Below are 15734 nucleotides of genomic sequence, written 5' to 3' on the forward strand. Positions count from 1 at the left end.
CCCGGTCGTGTTCGTCGCCTGGAGGGACCTCCGGTTCGCCAAAGGGCGCTTCGCCCTGATGGGGACCGTCGTCGTACTGATCACCCTGCTGGTCGGGCTGCTGTCCGGGCTGACCGCCGGGCTGGCGCGGCAGAACATCTCCGCGATCACCTCGCTGCCCGCCGACCGGATCGCCTTCGCCGCGCCCGCCGCCGGACAGGACCTGTCGTACGCCGACTCCACCGTCACCGAGCGGCAGTGGCGGACGTGGGCGGACGCGCCCGGGGTCACGTCGGCCGAACCGCTCGGTCTGGCCACCACCCGGGCCACCGCGGGCGACCGGGGCGCCGGAGTGTCCGTGCTCGGTGTGCGGCCCGGCTCGCCGCTCGCCCCCGACGCCGGGGCGCCGACCGGGCGTACGGCCGTGCTGTCCGTCCCGGCGGCCGACGAGCTGGGCGTCGGACCCGGGGACAGCCTCACCCTGGCCGGGCAGCGGCTGACCGTCGCCGCCGTCCGGGGGGACGCCTACTTCAGCCATACGCCGGTCGTCTGGACCGACCTCGCCGTCTGGCGGCGGATCGCCCCGGCCACCGGGGACGGGGAACGGCCGTACGCCACCGTCGTCGCCCTGGACACCGCGTCCGGCGTCGACCCCGCCGCCGTCGACCGGGCCGCCGGGACCCGGACGGTCGGCAAGGACGACTCGCTGTCCGCGATCGGCTCGTACACCTCCGAGAACGGCTCCCTGCAACTGATGCGGGGGTTCCTGTTCGCGATCTCCGCGCTGGTCATCGGGGCGTTCTTCACCGTGTGGACCATTCAGCGCGGTGGTGACATCGCCGTGCTCAAGGCGCTCGGCGCGGGCACGCCCCGGCTGCTGGGGGACGCCCTCGGACAGGCGGTCGTCCTGCTGGTCGGCGGCACCCTGCTCGGCACCGGCACGGCCGCCGCGCTCGGCGCGGTCGTCGCCCGCTCCGCCGTCCCCTTCGTCCTCGACCCCGCCACCCTGCTCGGCCCGGCGGCGGTGACGGTCGCCCTCGGTGCGCTCGGTGCCGCCCTGTCCGTGCGCCGGATCACCTCCGTCGATCCGCTGACCGCCCTCGGAAGTGCCCGATGAGCCTGAACCTGACCGGCGTCACCCTCACCTACCCCGACGGCGACTCCCGGCTGACCGCGCTGGACCGGGTCGGCCTGGACGTGCCCGGCGGTACCCTCACCGCCGTCGTGGGTCCCTCCGGGTCCGGCAAGTCCAGCCTGCTGGCCGTCGCCGCCACGCTGATCACCCCGGACGCCGGGACGGTCACCGTCGACGGCGTGGCGACCGCCGGGATGAGCCGGGGCGAGCTGACCGCGCTGCGCCGCCACCGGATCGGCACGGTCTTCCAGCAGCCCCATCTGCTGCCGTCCCTCACCGCCGCCGAACAGCTCCAGGTGATGGCCCATCTCGACGGGCGTTCCGCGCGGAAGGCGGCGCCCCGGGCCCGGGACCTGCTCGACGCCGTGGGACTCGGCGGGCTGGCGCACCGGCGGCCCCACCAGCTCTCCGGCGGTCAGCGCCAGCGGGTCAACATCGCCCGCGCGCTGATGAACGACCCCAAGGTGCTGCTGGTCGACGAGCCGACCAGTGCCCTCGACCACGAGCGGGGGGCCGCCGTCCTGGAACTGATCGCCCGGCTCACCCGGGAGCGGGGCACGGCGACCGTCCTGGTCACCCACGACCGCACCCACCTCGGGGTCGCCGACCGTGTGACGGAGGTTCTGGACGGGCGCCTCGGGGCGTTGCGCTGAGCCCCCGGGAGTTCACCGCCACGCCCGCACCCTCCGCCCGATCTCGATCACTTCCTCCTCCATCTCATCCCCGTCCTCGACCGCCCAGAGGGCGTTCTGGAGCACCCGGGCGAGCGTCCACGCGCGCGCTCGGTTCCGGTCCAGGCCCAGGACGTCCGTCAGCGCGTCGAAGCGCCAGGGCAGGTCCGCCGGGTCGAAGCGGTTGGCGAGCGCGGGGTAGAGGTCGAACCCGGGGTCCCCGGCCAGCGGCTTGGGGTCGATCGCCAGTGAGGGGGAGCGCTCCGCGCGGAGCACGTTCTCGTAGTGCAGGTCCCAGTGCAGCAGCCGGTCGCCGGGTTCCGGCAGCACCTCCCGTACGGCCGCCGCGCAGTCGGCCAGCAGACGGCGGGTGTCCGGGTCCGGGACCCGGGTCAGGGCCCAGGGGGTCCGGTCGGTCAGGTCGCCCGCGATGTCGGCGAGGCGGCGCAACCCCGCCGGAGCCGGGACGGCCGTCAGACGGGCCAGCAGCCGGGCGACGACCAGGACCGCCGTGTGCGGGTCGGGGTGGTGGACCGGGGTGAGGCGCTCCAGGAGCAGCGCGCCGGTCGCCGGGTCGTGCTCCAGGAGCCGGACCGCGCCATCGCCGTCCCACGCGCGCAGGGCGAGTGGCTCGCCCTCGGTCTCGGCGTCCCGGAACGGCAGCTTGAGGACGGCGGCGCTCCCGCCGTCGTCGCCGGGTACGGCGTCACTCCCGCTGCCGTCGCCGTCGCCGGGTACGGCGGTGGTCCCGCTGCCGTCGCCGCGCCTCACCGGCAGCACCAGCGCGGTCATCCCGCTCATCGGTGGACCGTCCGTCCGCAGGTCCCAGCGGTCCAGGAGATCGGCCGCCAGGCCGGGCAGCGCGGCCAGGAAGGCCCGTCCGGCGGCGCCGTTGGAGCGTGTCTGGGCGGTGGCGAGCGGCTCAGGGATCTCGATCCCCATCGGGACTCTCACCCACGGGACTCTACGGACGTACCCGCGCCGGATCACCGCGTTTTCCGTCGTACGGCACCACGGAACCACGGAATCCGAAGAAGACAGGGGCAGCGCACACGGGTTACCGTCCGGGCCATGAGCAGCAGTGTCGGCAGCCGTGCCGTGAACGGCGGTGTCTCCTTCTGGTTCGCGCAGGACGGCTTCCCGCCGCCCCGGGAACCCCTGTCCGGCGACACGGACGTGGACGTGGCCATCGTCGGCGGCGGGTACACCGGGCTGTGGACCGCCTACTACCTGAAGCGGGCCGCGCCCTACCTCCGGATCACCGTGCTGGAACAGAAGTTCTGCGGCTACGGGGCCTCCGGCCGCAACGGCGGCTGGCTCTACAACGGCATCGCGGGCCGCGACCGGTACGCGCGGCTGCACGGCAAGGACGCCGCCGTACGGCTCCAGCGGGCCATGAACGACACGGTGGACGAGGTGATCCGGGCCGCCGCGGCGGAGGGCATCGACGCCGACATCCACCAGGGCGGTGTCCTGGAGGTGGCGTGCACCCCGGCGCAGCTCGCCCGGCTCAAGGCGCACCACGAGCACGAACTCTCCTACGGCGAGCGGGACCGGGAGCTGTACGGCGCCCGGGAGACCGCCGAACGGGTCCGGGTGATCGACGCGGTGGGCTCGTCCTGGACCCCGCACGGCGCCCGAATCCACCCGGTGAAACTGGTGACCGGTCTCGCGGCGGCCGTCGAGGCGCTCGGGGTGACGATCCACGAGGGGACGCCGGTCACCGAGATCCGCCCGCAGCACGCGGTCACGCCGTACGGCACGGTACGCGCGCCCTATGTGCTGCGTTGCACCGAGGGCTTCACCGCCTCCCTCAAGGGCCAGCGGCGCACCTGGCTGCCCATGAACTCCTCGATGATCGCCACCGAGCCGCTCACCGAGGAGCAGTGGGCGGCGGTGGGCTGGAACGGCCTGGAGACGGTCGGCGACATGGCCCACGCCTACATGTACGCCCAGCGCACGGCGGACGGCCGGATCGCGCTCGGCGGGCGCGGAGTGCCGTACCGCTTCGGCTCGCGCACCGACAACGACGGCCGTACCCAGGCGGCGACCGTGGTGGCGCTGCGCGAGATCCTCGTCCGGATGTTCCCGGCGCTCGCCCGGGTCCGGGTCGCGCACGCCTGGTCGGGGGTGCTGGGCGTGCCGCGCGACTGGTGCGCGACGGCCACCCTGGACCGCTCCACGGGGCTCGGCTGGGCGGGCGGTTACGTCGGCTCGGGCGTCGCCACCGCCAACCTCGCCGCCCGCACCCTGCGCGATCTGGTCCAGCGCGACTCCGGGCAGGGCGGACGCACCGAACTCACGGACCTGCCCTGGGTCGACCACCAGGTCCGCAAGTGGGAGCCGGAGCCGCTGCGCTGGCTGGGCGTGCAGGGCATGTACGCCACGTACCGCGCGGCGGACCGCCGGGAGACCACGGCCCCGGCGGCCCGCTCGTCCCGACTGGCCCGGGTGGCGGACCGGGTGGCGGGACGGGACTGAACCCGCGCCCCGGGCCTCACGGGGCCGCTACCAGGCCCCGCGCGGGCCGTCCCCGGTCCGGCAGCGCGGGCAGCGGCACGGCGGCCAGCGTCGGGTGCCGATCCCGGGGGGCACCTCGCCGGGCCGGTACACGATCACCGGGGTGCGGTCGACGCGTTCGCCGTCCGGGCGGACCCGGTAGGTCTCGATGGTCAGGTGCGAGGCGCCTGGGGCGGGGGGCGTACCGGCGTTCACCGCGCCTCCACCTCCCCGGCGTCGCCGTCCCCGGACGGCTGCCGGGGAATGTGCCGGTCGATCAGCTTCCGCAACCGCCCCGCCTCGCGCTGGAACTCCGGATCGCTGCGGATGGCTTCTGCTACGGGGTCGGTGTATTCGAAGGTGTGGCAGCCCGGATGGCCGTCGAACAGGGTGCACACCGTGTCTTGGCCGCTGTTGCAGTCGGGTACGGTCCGGAACGTGTCGGGCGGGCAGCCGTCCGCCCACTGGGCCCACACCTCGCCGTCGCTGGGATCGTCCAGTTCCCACACCAGGTCGTGATGACGGCCTCCGGAGTGCTCCTGGAGACAGCAGCGCAGTGAGCGGGCAACGGTGTCCGGGGCGGTGTCCTTGACCGACACGAACATGATGGCGATGAGGTCGACGGGCATCACGGTTTCCGTGCCGCACATCCGGGGCCGAGGGCACTTCTTCAGCGATACCACCGCGGACCCCCACCCCTCGTCTGCGGGGTGGACGCGTCCGCGCACACAGCGCGTACCGAGTCCTCGGCGGCCCGCCGCAGCGTGAACGCGAGCGCGCGCCGACGCCACCGTTCCCGCTCGCTGTCCTGCCAGTCACGGACCCGTTCCCGCTCCCGGGCGCGGTCGTCCTCACCGGCCGGGTAGTAGGGCCGCACCAGGACCGCCGTACCGGCGTCGAACTCGCTCTCGGCAGCGGCCACATACGGGCCGGACCAACGCCGTAGCCGCCCCGTCCGGCGGCGTAGGGACCCCGTAGGGCGACCGGGGCGCGGGGGCCTGGGGAGCCGGACGGGCACCCGCCCGCCGCTTCCCCTCCCCGGGCAGTAAGACACCCAGCGCCCAGCCCACGAACGGGCGGATAAACTTCAGCATGTTGACCTGCTCTCTCAGGTTGGCCACGCCCCCGGACGTATCCGCGTCGCGGGGGTCTTCTGTGCTCACCTCAGAGTGCCGATGCGAAAGGGCCGCAGTGTTCCCCGATCAGGAACACTGCGGCCCTTGACAGGCCCTACATGCCAACCCACGCGGCAAGGGAGGCCAGTCCCTGTGGTGCGCGCCGTTGCCGACGCACCAGGACAGCGATGGTTTCCCGCATCAGCGGATGATATCGAGCCTGCTGTGGAGCAACCTCCCGCGCGATGTTCAGTGCTTTCTCCGCCGATTCCGGCTTCCCCATCTGCGAGTAAGCCCGAGCCATTTCGATGTGGTATCGACCGATGCGCATTCTGGGATGATCGGAAGGGAAATGAAGTTTCCGGGCCGACTTCATCGCCGCTCCGAAATTCCCCAGTTCAACCGCCGTGGCGACGTCGAAGTGAGTGACGTTCGTCCCTCCGAACGACGTCCAGTAGACCCGAGGGACATCCCGACCGATCTGCTGTGCTGCTCTACGCGCTAGTTCTAGTTGACCGCTGACTGCGTCACCGTTCTTCGCTTGCGCTGCTGCGATGGCGCCAGCCAGATGAAGGGTTCCGGACAGTGCCAACGCCTCAACCGAATCAGGTTTGCCGTACTGATCAATCAGTCGGTGACCCCGCTCCAGCACCTTCAACGCCAACTGATTGTTCCCGCGCCGAAGCAACATGCTGCTTCGCTTGCCCAGACGGAGGGCGAGCAGCAAGGGGTCCTGTGCTTGCTCCGCCATCCACCCCATGCGCTCCAGCGCGATCGTCGCGAGTTGTTGGTAGCCGAGTCGATAGGCGAACTCGTAAGCAACCCAGTATGCCCAACTAAGCGATGAAGCAGCCTCACGGCGCTCGCGACCATCAGGCAAGAGGCTCACGGCAGTTGTCAGCTCACCTATGAGACCAGGGAGCTTGGAACCCACACCCTGATACTCGGTCGCGCAAGCGCTGGCACACAACTTCCTTACGTCATCCGCTATCACGGCGACAGGTCTTGGGCTGACTTCCAAATCTGGCCCAAGGTCGTACAGGTCGAGTGCGTCGGACAGCGGCGTAATCATGCGGTCCAGCTTGTCCTGCTGCATTTCTGACACGTAGGGCTGACCATTGAGAACCGCGACATCGACCTCAAGTACTCGGGCCACCGCAGCAACGATTGCCGGTGTCGCAGGGGTTAGTCCGGCTTCTATCTTGGCGATTGTCCCTCGGGATACGAAGGCGCGTTGGGCTAGTCCCGTCTGCGTGAGTTGGCGCAACTTCCGGTAGTCGGCAATGCGTGCGCCAATGTGGTCGTCCGTGTGCTGGGGCATACTGACTCCGTTCTCACCTGGTCACTCAGAACGGTACCCCCGACGTATCAAGGGCGTACGGGGAACGGCGATTGGCTCCCGTTCCGGCGGGGCCGATCGCTCACGGGTCAGCCTCTCGCCCCCGCGCGGAAAAGGAACTTCCGAGAGTGGAGAACGCTCCGCGCTCCATCTCGGCCCCCTGCTGCGGTCGGGGGCCCGTCCGCCCGTTGGCCGGTGCGGCGTCAGGACACCGACTCCGGGACCGGGCTGCTGGTCCTCTCCAGCGCGACTCCGGGCAGGGCGGACGCACCGAACTCACCGATCTGCCCTGGGTCGACCACCAGGTCCGCAAGTGGGAGCCGGAGCCGCTGCGCTGGCTGGGCGTGCAGGGCATGTACGCCACGTACCGGGCGGCGGACCGCCGGGAGACCACGTCCCCGGCGGCCCGCTCGTCCCGGCTGGACCGGGTGGCGGACCGGGTGGCGGGACGGGACTAGGACGGGGCCTTTCCGCTCGCCGCCCTTCTTGGCGTCCGGATACCTGTGTGAACACTGTCGGATACATGTGTCACTATCCCCTCAACTTTCACCGATCCTGGGGGGATTGCGTGCCCGAAGATTCCCGTCCGTCTGCGAGACAGCCAAGACGCCTGAGCCGACTGAGACCCACCGGACGTACGACCGACCGGCGGCTGTTCACCACCTCCGCCGGTCTCGCCGCCGTCGTCTCCCTGCTCGCCTCGCTGCTCACCCTCACCGGTGCCGCCCCGGCGACCGCCGCCCCGGCCGCCGACTGCGCGCCGCTCGCCCTCGCCCCCTTCGGCGACCCGGGGGACGCCGTGGGGAAGGCGGACATCCCGGCCGACGGGAGCGCCTGCTTCACGGTGACCGTCCCAGCGGCCGGTCTGTACAAGGCGTCGCTGTACAACGCGCCCGACGCGTACATCGAGCTGACGGCGGCCGACGGCACCCCGGTGGACTGCCACGACGAGCAGACCCGGGAGAACGGCTGGTGCGAGGTCCCGGCCGCCGGTGACCACACCCTCAAGGTCGTCAACGACCGCGGGAATCCGACGTCCGCCCGGCTGACCCTGGTCCCCCTCGGCGCGGCCACGGAGGGCTGTTTCAGCCCCGTCGGCACCCGCTGGGACACCCCCACGGCCAGCCGGTTCGCGCGCAGCGCCCTGCAACTCGACTGCCAGCCCTTCACCGGCGTCCCGGGCGAGAACGTCCTGCTCACCCGGAACACCAAGGTCTACGGCGGGGTGAACGCCTGGATCACCGACACCACCGGCGCCCGGATCTGCCCGCCCTTCGCGCCCGACGGCCAGCATGAGGACAGCTGCGTACTGCCCGGCGAGGGCCCCTACCGGGTCATCTCGCAGGTGCCGACGCCGGGGCGGGGCTTCCCCGCCGAGTACGCGGTCAAGGCCCGCTCGCTCACCGACCCGCAGGGCTGCCGGACCGCCGCCGTCCGCCCCTTCGGCCCGCTGACCGGCCTGGACTTCCGGGTGCACCCCTGTTTCACCTTCACCGTCGACCAGCCGCGTGCCCTGCTGGTCCACCAGGTCGACAAGAATGCCTCCACGCCTGTCATGGTGCTCGGCCCGGACGGCGAGCGCGTCTGCTGGGCGACCGACCCCTGCCGACTCCCCGCCGAGGGCCGCTATCTGGCCGTCCTCGACGAGGCGTACCTCTTCCGCGACACCGCCGAAGACCTGCTCCTGTACGACCGCTCCTCCGCCGCCGGATGCGTGCCGACCCGCACTGGGCTGTACCGGGGCGAGCTGAAGTCGGCCGGGCAGTACGACTGTCTGGCGCTGGACGTGCCCCGGGGGGCCCGGATCGCGGCGCTCACCCCGCTCGCCGTGACCGGCGTCGATGTCGAGGTGGAGGCGGTGGACGCCACCGGCACGGCCCAGTGCTCGGCGTCCCAGCTCGCCCTCGGCGACTGCGAGCTGACCGGCACGGCCCCCTACCGGGTGCTGGTGCACACCGAGGACAGCGCCGAACACGCGCTCGGTGCCTACTCCCTCGCCCTGTACCGCACCGACGGGCCGAGCGGCTGCCCGGTGCTGCCCGCCGGGAGCTTCGCGGACGGCGGCGCCAAGGCCGCCTTCACCACCGGCGAGGACGCCTTCGCGCACTGCTTCACCCTCCCCGCCGATCCGCGTCCGCGCACCGAGGCGCTCCAGCTGATCGCCACCTCGGGCGGAGCCGCGGCCCGACTCTCGGTCCTGGACGGGTCCGGCGAGAGCGTCTGCGACCTGTACGCCGCCCATGGCTGGACGGCCTGTTCGCTCGCCGCGGGCCAGGTCCACACGGTCCTGGTCACCGGCCGTGAGCAGACCGCTTCCTACACCCTGACCCGGCGGGACGTCACCGCGACCGCCTCCTCGGCGGGCTGTGCCACCAGCGCGGCGGCGAAGGTCGGCGGACCCTCCCTGGCGGGCACGTCCGGCGGGCCCGGCACCCTGCGCTGCCACCGGATCACCACCGGCGCCGCCACCGACGTGCTGCACCTGAACGCCCGGGACGCCCAGGGCACCGCCAACCTCGTGGTGTTCGACGCGGACGGCGAGGCCGACTGCTCCTGGCGCAACCGCTCCTGCTCGGTGACCGGTTCCACCAGCTACCAGGTGCTGGTGCAGACCCCGGCCACCCTCCCGGCCGCCCCCGCCTACCGGCTGGACGCCCTGCGGATCGGGACCGCCAGCGGACCGGCGCCCGAATGCGTACGGGTGCCATCCGTGGCCTACGGCTACGGCCCGATCACCGGCACGCTCGACGAGAGCCGTACGGCGGTCTGCGCGGTGCTGCCGACCGCCGGGTTCGACCGTTTCGACCTGGACGTCACCGACACCACCGGTGCCACCGCCACGGCGGTCCCGGCGCTCTACAACACCGCCTGGAACAACGGCTGCCAGGAGTACATCCCGACCGGCTGGCAGTGCGCGGCGGGCGGCAACTCGTCGCTGGCCAGCCCCAGCGTGTTCCTGCTGGGGCTGCCCGAGAAATCCTCCCGCACCTCCTACCAGGTACGGCTGGCCTGCCGCTCGGCGGTGTGCGGACCGGACGACACGGATGTCACCGGGATCAGCCCCGCCACCGCCGTCTCCGGCACCAAGGCCAAGGTGACGATCACCGGTACCGCGCTGGGCCCGGCCACCGAGCTGCGGATCTACCGCGACGGCCGCACCATCCGGTCGGTCCCCGACTCGGTCGCCCCCGACCACCGGTCGGTCACGGTCACCCTCGACCTGACCGGCGTCGCGCCCGGCTACTGGAACGCCTCGGTGTACACGGGTTGCTGCCAGCACCAGGTCAACGGCTTCACGGTCACCGAGCCGCAGCTCACCAGCACCGCAGCGCCCAAGGTGACCGGCACGGCCAAGACCGGCGCCAAGGTCACCGCCGCGCCGGGCACCTGGTCGGCGGCGCCGACCTCGTACACGTACCAGTGGAAGGCCGACGGGCGGGCGATCGGCGGGGCGATCGGGAAGACGTACACCGTGCCCGCCTCGCTCGTCGGCAAGAAGCTGACGGTGACCGTGACCGCGCACCGGTCGGGCTGGCGCCCCGGTGCGGCGACCTCCCCGGCGGTGACCGTGGCCAAGGGGGACGCGCCGAAGGCCACCAAGGTCCCGGTGATCACCGGGACCGCGAAGGTGGGGCGGACGCTGAAGGCGGGCAAGGGGACATGGAGTCCGGCGCCGACCTCGTACACGTATCAGTGGTACGCGAACGGGCGGGCGATCGGCGGGGCGACCAAGGCGTCGCTGGTGCTGAAGTCGGCACAGAAGGGCAAGAAGATCACCGTCAAGGTGGTCGCCAAGCGGACCGGTCACAAGGACGGGTCGGCGGTGAGCAAGGCGACGAAGGCGGTGGTGAAGTGACCGGCGTCGGTTGACGTCCGTCGGCTGGAGGGGGCGGTTCCGCTGGGCGCGGGGCCGCCCTCTCCGTTGCGCTGGGCGAGCGGCTGCGGGGCCGCCCTTCGCGCTGCCCGGGGCGGGCGGCGTCAGGAAACCGACTCCGGGACCGGGCTGCTCGTCCTCGACTCGTGATTCGGGGCCTTCGCCGTGACCATCAGGCCCGCCACCAGGGCCGCCAGGACCATGACCCCCGCCGCCCACCAGATGGCCGTCGTGTAGCCGTGGACCGTGCCCTCGGCGACGACCCGGGCGCGGCCGGCCGGGCTGGTCAGGTGGGCCGCGATGTACGCCGTCGTACTGGTGGTGGCGATCGTGTTGAGCAGCGCCGTGCCGATGGAACCGCCCACCTGCTGGGCCGTGTTGACGGTCGCCGAGGTGACCCCGGAGTCCTTCGGGGCGACCCCCGCCGTGGCGGTGGCGAACACCGGCATGAACGTCAGGCCCATCCCGAGGCCCATCAGGGCCAGCGCCGGGAGGATCTCGCTGGCGTAGTCGGAGCGGACCGTGATCCGGGTCAGCAGCAGCATCCCGCCCGCCGCCAGCAACATGCCCGGCACCATCAGGGCGCGCGGCGCCACATGCTGGAGCAGCCGGGCCGAGATCTGGGTCGAGCCGATGATGATGGCGACCGTCAGCGGCAGGAAGCCCAGGCCGGTCATGACGGGGGAGTAGCCCAGGATGACCTGGAGGTAGTAGGTCAGGAAGAGGAACAGCCCGAACAGCCCGATGGTCGCCAGGGTCATGGTCAGGAAGCAGCCCGCCCGGTTGCGGTCCTTGATGATGTGCAGCGGCAGCAGCGGCCTGGGCGCCCTGGTCTGCCACCACACGAACGCCACCAGCAGCGCCACACCGCCCGCGAACAGGGCGAGCACCAGCGGGTCGGTCCAGCCGCGCGGCTCGGCCTCGCTGAAGCCGTACACGATGGCGACCAGGCCGCCGCAGCCCAGGATCGCGCCGGGGATGTCCAGCCGGGCGCCGGGCTGGCCGGGCTGCTCGTGCAGCAGCGACAGCGCCCCGAACACCGCGATGATCGCGATGGGGACGTTGACGTACAGACACCAGCGCCAGTTCAGGTACTCGGTGAGCAGTCCGCCGACGATGAAGCCGATCGCCGAGCCGCTGCCCGCGATCGCCCCGTAGATGCCGAACGCCTTGCCGCGCTCGCGTGGATCGGTGAACGTCGTGGCCAGCAGGCTCAGCGCGGAGGGCGCGAGGAGCGCGGCGAAGACGCCCTGGAGGGCACGGGCGCCGAAGAGCATCCCGGAGCTGACCGCGGCCCCGCCGAGCGCGGACGCCCCGGCGAAGCCGATCAGCCCGATGACGAAGGTGCGCCTGCGGCCGACCAGGTCGGCGACCCGGCCGCCGAGCAGCAGCAGCCCGCCGAAGGCGAGCGTGTACGCGGTGATGACCCACTGCCGGTTGCCGTTGGACATCCCCAGGTCGGCCTGGGCCGAGGGGAGCGCGATGCTGACGATGGTGGCGTCCAGCACCACCATCAGCTGGGCGAGACCGATGATCACCAGGCCCCACCAGCGGCGGGAGTCGGACTGTGTGGCGGGCTCACCTGCTCGGGTGCCACTCATCCGCTCAGTCGACCATGGATGGGTACCCCCCGCATCCGGGGCGGGGGCCGGACCGGGGCCCTTTGCCAATGCTTTGTCGCGGTCCCGGGCCCGTCCTGCTAAGCCGCCGCCTTGTGACGGTCACGGCTCAGTAGGACCTTGCCGCCTTGTGACGGTCACGGCTCCAGTACGACCTTGCCGATCGTGCCCCGGGTCTCCAGCGCGCGGTGGGCCGCCGCCGCCTCGGCCAGCGGGAAGCGCTGCACGGCGGGGACCAGCCGGCCCGCGGCGGCCTCCGCGAGGGCCCGCAGCTCCAGCGTGCGGACCGGGTTGGGGCCACCGGCCTTCTGCATCATCACCGGCCCGAGCACTTCCTCGGAGACGCCCTCGACGAGATACGGCTCCCCGTCGTGCAGCCCCTCGCCGGACCAGCCGAAGACCAGGTGCTGTCCGCCGGGGGCGAGCAGGGTGAGCGCGGTACGGGCCGCGTCGCCGCCGACGCCGTCGAAGATATGGGTCACCTGACGGCCGTCGAGCCAGGTCCGCAGCTCGTCGGCCCAGGCGGGGTCGCGGTAGTCCACGGCGAGATCGGCGCCGTTGGCCGCGACCCGCGCGGTCTTCCCGGGTCCCCCGGCCAGCCCGATCACGGTGGCGCCCACGTTCTTGGCGTACTGCACCACCAGCGTGCCGATGCCTCCGGCGGCGGCCGGGACCAGCACCACCGAGTCCGGGCCCAGCTCGGCGAACTGGAGGATGCCCATGGCCGTACGGCCCGTGCCGATCATCGCGACGGCCGCGGCGGGGTCGAGCCGTTCGGGGATCTCGTGGACCCGCTCGACATCCGTGACGGCGAGTTCCGCGTAGCCGCCGGGGGCGAAGCCGAGGTGGGCGACGACCCGCTTGCCGAGCCATTCGCCGGGGACTCCCGCGCCGACCGCGTCGACGGTCCCGGCGACCTCCCGGCCGGGCACGGTCGGCAGCACGGGCGGCTCGGGCAGCGGGCCCTGCATACCCTCGCGCAGGGCGGTGTCCAGCAGATGCACTCCGGCGGCGGCTACGGCGATCCGGACCTGGCCGGGGCCGGGGGTCGGGTCGGGGAGCTGCTCGTAGGTGAGGTTCTCGGCCGGGCCGAAGGTGTGGAGACGGATGGCGTGCATGAAGGGCTCCCCCGAGGGTCGTGATGGTTGTGAGGGTCGTGGTGGTCCCGGTGGGACGGGATTGGTCCCGGTGGGTCGGGATCTTGTGGTGCTGATCCCTACTGTTCAACCTGAAGTTTGGTTGAGGTCAAGGGAAGGGTCGGTGTGGTGACCGTCACTGATAGGTGCGCTGCCGGTGCCGGTGCCGGTGTTGCCCCGGTCGCCGGGTCGGCCCAGCGCCAGCGACACCGCCGTCAGCGCGCTGGTGAACGACACCTCCGACAGCACCCCGGGCGCGGCCACCTCGTCGCCCGCCAGATACACCCCGCCGCCCCGGTCGATCGCGGGCCGGTCCCGCCAACTGGTGCCGGGCAGGTCCACCGCGCCGGTACGGCCCTGGGCGAGGGACTCGCAGCGCCAGGTCACCCGCTCCCGCCAGCCGTCGTACGCCAGGTCGAGCAGTTCCTCGGCGCGGGCGATCCCGTCGGCGCGGGACTCGTCCGGGGCGATCGGGATCTGCCCCTGGATGAGCTGCTCGCCCGCAGGGGCGAGGGTCCGGTCCTGCGCGGTGAACCGTTCCAGCCAGCCCGGCGCGTCCAGGTCGGACAGGACGAAGGGGTCGCCGCGCCGGGTGCGCAGGGCGAGGTCGATGAGGACCGTCCGGCCGCCGGTCCAGGTCAGCGAGGCGTCCCCGAGCAGACGCCGGGCGGCGGCGAGCGAGGTCGCGACGACGACCGGGGTGTCGGTGGGGAGCGTGTCGACCCGGGAGTGGGTCTCCATCCGGACGCCGAGGTTCCAGGCCCGTGCCGCCATCCGGTCGATCACCGTGGCCCAGCCGCCGCGCGGATAGTGCGCCTCCGGGGGCAGCCGGGCCGCTCGGTGCAGCCGCTCCTGCACGAACGCGGCGGACAGCGAGCCGGGGTCGTGGTGGAAGAGGGCGACGGCCGCGTAGTGCGCGGCGGCACGGGCGCCCTCCGGGCCGACCCGCTCGGCGGCCCAGGTGTGGAAGTCGGTGTCGACGGGGGCGCGCCGGGCGTCGAGGCGGGCCAGCTTGAGCAGGGCGAGGGGCGGGGTGCGGCGCAGCCGTCCCTGGTGGCGCAGCCGGAACCGGGCCGCCTCCAGCGCCGGGATCGGGGCGAGGGGGCCGGTCAGGTCGCGCTGACGCAGCCAGGTCCAGTGCGGGCCGCCGCTGTAGAGGGCGTGCGGGCCGTCGTTCGTCCGGTAGGCGCCCTCGGCGGTCCGGGCCCGGCCGCCGAGGGTGTGGTGCGCCTCATGGACGGTGACCTCTGCGCCCGCCTCGGCGGCGGCGATCGCGGCGGTGAGTCCGGCGAAGCCGCCGCCTATGACGGTGATGCGGTGCATGGATGCTCTCCTCGGTGGTCGGGGCTACGGGGCTAGGGGGCTGTCGGGCCTTTCTGGCTCTGTGGGGGGCTGTTGGTATGACCCCTGGGGCGGGCCGGAATGTGACATCGGGTTCGGTCGGTGACCGTTCGGCGGGGGTTTTTGCAGGTCAGGGGGATTGTCAGTGGTGGGGTGCAGGATGGGCGGATGGCGAGGCGAGCGGTGGGACGGGCAACGGGACCAGCGGCGGGACGGGCGGCGGGTGGCTCCCGGGCGGCGGGGACGGACGGCGACGGCCCGAAGGAGGTCCGGCTGAGACCGGCGCGGCGGCCGGAGCTGCGCCTGCCCGCGCTGGAGCCGTTCGGGGGCGCTGACCTGGAGCCGGACGGGGACTACGACGGGGTGGAGTTCCGCGACGGCGACTTCGGCGGGTCGGACGGCGGCGGGGCCCGTTTCATGGACTGCGCGCTGCGCGGCTGCGCGCTGGACGAGGCCCGGCTGACCCGCGCCCGCTTCCTGGACTCGCTGATCGAGGCACCGCGCGGAGTGGGCACCAACCTGGCGGAGGCGACCCTGCGGGACGTGGAGGTGCGGGAGGCACGGCTGGGCGGCGTGCAGCTGCACGGGGCGGTGCTGGAGCGGGTGCTGATCCGGGGCGGGAAGATCGACTACGTCAATCTCCGCTCGGCGCGGCTGAAGGACGTGGTGTTCGAGGGCTGTGTGCTGGTCGAGCCGGACTTCGGCGGGGCACGGCTGGAGCGGGTGGAGTTCGTGGACTGCACGCTGAAGGGCGCGGACTTCAGCACCGCGACGCTCACGGACGTGGATCTGCGGGGCGCGGCCGTGCTGGACATCGCGCGCGGGGTGGACCGGCTGGCGGGCGCGGTGATCTCCCCGGGCCAGCTACTGGAACTGGCGCCGGTGCTGGCGGCGGAGCTGGGGATCAGGGTGGTGGCGTAGCCACGGGCCGGGGATCAGGGGCGGTGGCCGTAGCCACGGGCAGGAAACCCGCCGCTACGAAACCCTCGGGAACCACGAAACCCTCGGGAACCACGAAACCCTCAG

Annotated in this window: 12 protein-coding genes and 2 pseudogenes; 6 read left to right on the forward strand and 8 right to left on the reverse strand. The window is 72.6% G+C overall.

The window, feature by feature from the left end:
* Window positions 1–7 precede the first annotated feature (7 nt).
* Both AB0D49_RS11950 and AB0D49_RS11955 read left to right on the forward strand, forming a co-directional pair.
* Complete coding sequence (locus AB0D49_RS11950; protein ID WP_362754892.1) at window positions 8–1096, forward strand: ABC transporter permease; 1089 nt, start codon at window positions 8–10, stop codon at window positions 1094–1096.
* Entirely contained in the window at window positions 1093–1767 is a 675-nt protein-coding gene (locus AB0D49_RS11955; protein WP_362754895.1) for an ABC transporter ATP-binding protein, read from the forward strand. The genes AB0D49_RS11950 and AB0D49_RS11955 overlap by 4 nt, the downstream gene beginning before the upstream one ends.
* Window positions 1768–1779: 12 nt before the next feature.
* Here the strand turns inward: AB0D49_RS11955 and AB0D49_RS11960 are convergent, their stop codons facing one another.
* Window positions 1780–2727 (reverse strand): aminoglycoside phosphotransferase family protein, encoded by a 948-nt coding sequence (locus tag AB0D49_RS11960; RefSeq protein WP_362755783.1) that lies wholly within the window; start codon window positions 2725–2727, stop codon window positions 1780–1782.
* 129 nt (window positions 2728–2856) lie between these two features.
* On the opposite strand from AB0D49_RS11960, the gene AB0D49_RS11965 reads away from it, so the two are divergent.
* Window positions 2857–4266: an FAD-dependent oxidoreductase gene (locus AB0D49_RS11965; RefSeq protein ID WP_362754898.1), complete on the forward strand. Its 1410-nt coding sequence runs from the start codon at window positions 2857–2859 to the stop codon at window positions 4264–4266.
* A gap of 27 nt (window positions 4267–4293) precedes the next feature.
* Here the strand turns inward: AB0D49_RS11965 and AB0D49_RS11970 are convergent, their stop codons facing one another.
* The 4 genes from AB0D49_RS11970 to AB0D49_RS11985 all read right to left on the reverse strand — a co-directional run bounded on the left by AB0D49_RS11970 (window position 4294) and on the right by AB0D49_RS11985 (window position 6720).
* Window positions 4294–4500 (reverse strand): hypothetical protein, encoded by a 207-nt coding sequence (locus AB0D49_RS11970; RefSeq protein ID WP_362754901.1) that lies wholly within the window; start codon window positions 4498–4500, stop codon window positions 4294–4296.
* A complete protein-coding gene (locus AB0D49_RS11975; RefSeq protein WP_362754903.1) occupies window positions 4497–4913 on the reverse strand; it encodes a hypothetical protein in 417 nt (138 codons plus the stop codon). The genes AB0D49_RS11970 and AB0D49_RS11975 overlap by 4 nt, the downstream gene beginning before the upstream one ends.
* Before the next feature lie 41 nt (window positions 4914–4954).
* Window positions 4955–5206 carry a hypothetical protein gene (locus AB0D49_RS11980; protein WP_362754906.1) on the reverse strand — a complete coding sequence of 84 codons (252 nt, stop codon included), beginning with the start codon at window positions 5204–5206 and terminating at the stop codon, window positions 4955–4957.
* A 308-nt stretch (window positions 5207–5514) separates the two neighbouring features.
* Window positions 5515–6720, reverse strand: coding sequence for a helix-turn-helix transcriptional regulator (locus AB0D49_RS11985; RefSeq protein ID WP_362754909.1), 1206 nt, complete (start codon window positions 6718–6720; stop codon window positions 5515–5517).
* Between the two features lie 257 nt (window positions 6721–6977).
* Here AB0D49_RS11985 and AB0D49_RS11990 point away from each other — a divergent pair.
* Both AB0D49_RS11990 and AB0D49_RS11995 read left to right on the forward strand, forming a co-directional pair.
* Window positions 6978–7196, forward strand: a pseudogene (locus AB0D49_RS11990) (FAD-dependent oxidoreductase); the annotation flags it as partial.
* A gap of 110 nt (window positions 7197–7306) precedes the next feature.
* On the forward strand, window positions 7307–10594 hold the full coding sequence (locus AB0D49_RS11995) for a Tat pathway signal protein (protein ID WP_362754912.1): 3288 nt from the start codon (window positions 7307–7309) through the stop codon (window positions 10592–10594).
* Between the two features lie 122 nt (window positions 10595–10716).
* Here AB0D49_RS11995 and AB0D49_RS12000 read toward each other — a convergent pair whose 3' ends face one another.
* The 3 genes and pseudogenes from AB0D49_RS12000 to AB0D49_RS12010 form a co-directional block, all read right to left on the reverse strand.
* The gene (locus AB0D49_RS12000) at window positions 10717–12213 is read right to left on the reverse strand and encodes an MFS transporter (protein WP_362754915.1); all 1497 of its coding nucleotides are present in this window, start codon (window positions 12211–12213) and stop codon (window positions 10717–10719) included.
* A 155-nt stretch (window positions 12214–12368) separates the two neighbouring features.
* Window positions 12369–13349: a zinc-binding dehydrogenase gene (locus AB0D49_RS12005; RefSeq protein ID WP_362754918.1), complete on the reverse strand. Its 981-nt coding sequence runs from the start codon at window positions 13347–13349 to the stop codon at window positions 12369–12371.
* 207 nt (window positions 13350–13556) lie between these two features.
* A pseudogene (locus AB0D49_RS12010) lies at window positions 13557–14690 on the reverse strand (FAD-dependent oxidoreductase); the annotation flags it as partial.
* A gap of 186 nt (window positions 14691–14876) precedes the next feature.
* Here AB0D49_RS12010 and AB0D49_RS12015 point away from each other — a divergent pair.
* A complete protein-coding gene (locus AB0D49_RS12015) occupies window positions 14877–15629 on the forward strand; it encodes a pentapeptide repeat-containing protein (protein WP_362754921.1) in 753 nt (250 codons plus the stop codon).
* Window positions 15630–15734: the final 105 nt, after the last annotated feature.

The sequence above is a fragment of the Streptomyces sp. NPDC048290 genome (assembly GCF_040652095.1).
GTDB lineage: Bacteria > Actinomycetota > Actinomycetes > Streptomycetales > Streptomycetaceae > Streptomyces.

Bases quoted from the DNA above. Each gene is read 5' to 3' on its own strand.
- AB0D49_RS11955 (WP_362754895.1), top strand. From the start codon at position 1,093: ATGAGCCTGAACCTGACCGGCGTCACCCTCACCTACCCCGACGGCGAC.
- AB0D49_RS11960 (WP_362755783.1), bottom strand. From the start codon at position 2,727: ATGGGGATCGAGATCCCTGAGCCGCTCGCCACCGCCCAGACACGCTCC.
- AB0D49_RS11965 (WP_362754898.1), top strand. From the start codon at position 2,857: ATGAGCAGCAGTGTCGGCAGCCGTGCCGTGAACGGCGGTGTCTCCTTC.
- AB0D49_RS11975 (WP_362754903.1), bottom strand. From the start codon at position 4,913: ATGCCCGTCGACCTCATCGCCATCATGTTCGTGTCGGTCAAGGACACC.
- AB0D49_RS11985 (WP_362754909.1), bottom strand. From the start codon at position 6,720: ATGCCCCAGCACACGGACGACCACATTGGCGCACGCATTGCCGACTAC.
- AB0D49_RS12000 (WP_362754915.1), bottom strand. From the start codon at position 12,213: ATGAGTGGCACCCGAGCAGGTGAGCCCGCCACACAGTCCGACTCCCGC.
- AB0D49_RS12005 (WP_362754918.1), bottom strand. From the start codon at position 13,349: ATGCACGCCATCCGTCTCCACACCTTCGGCCCGGCCGAGAACCTCACC.
- AB0D49_RS12015 (WP_362754921.1), top strand. From the start codon at position 14,877: ATGGCGAGGCGAGCGGTGGGACGGGCAACGGGACCAGCGGCGGGACGG.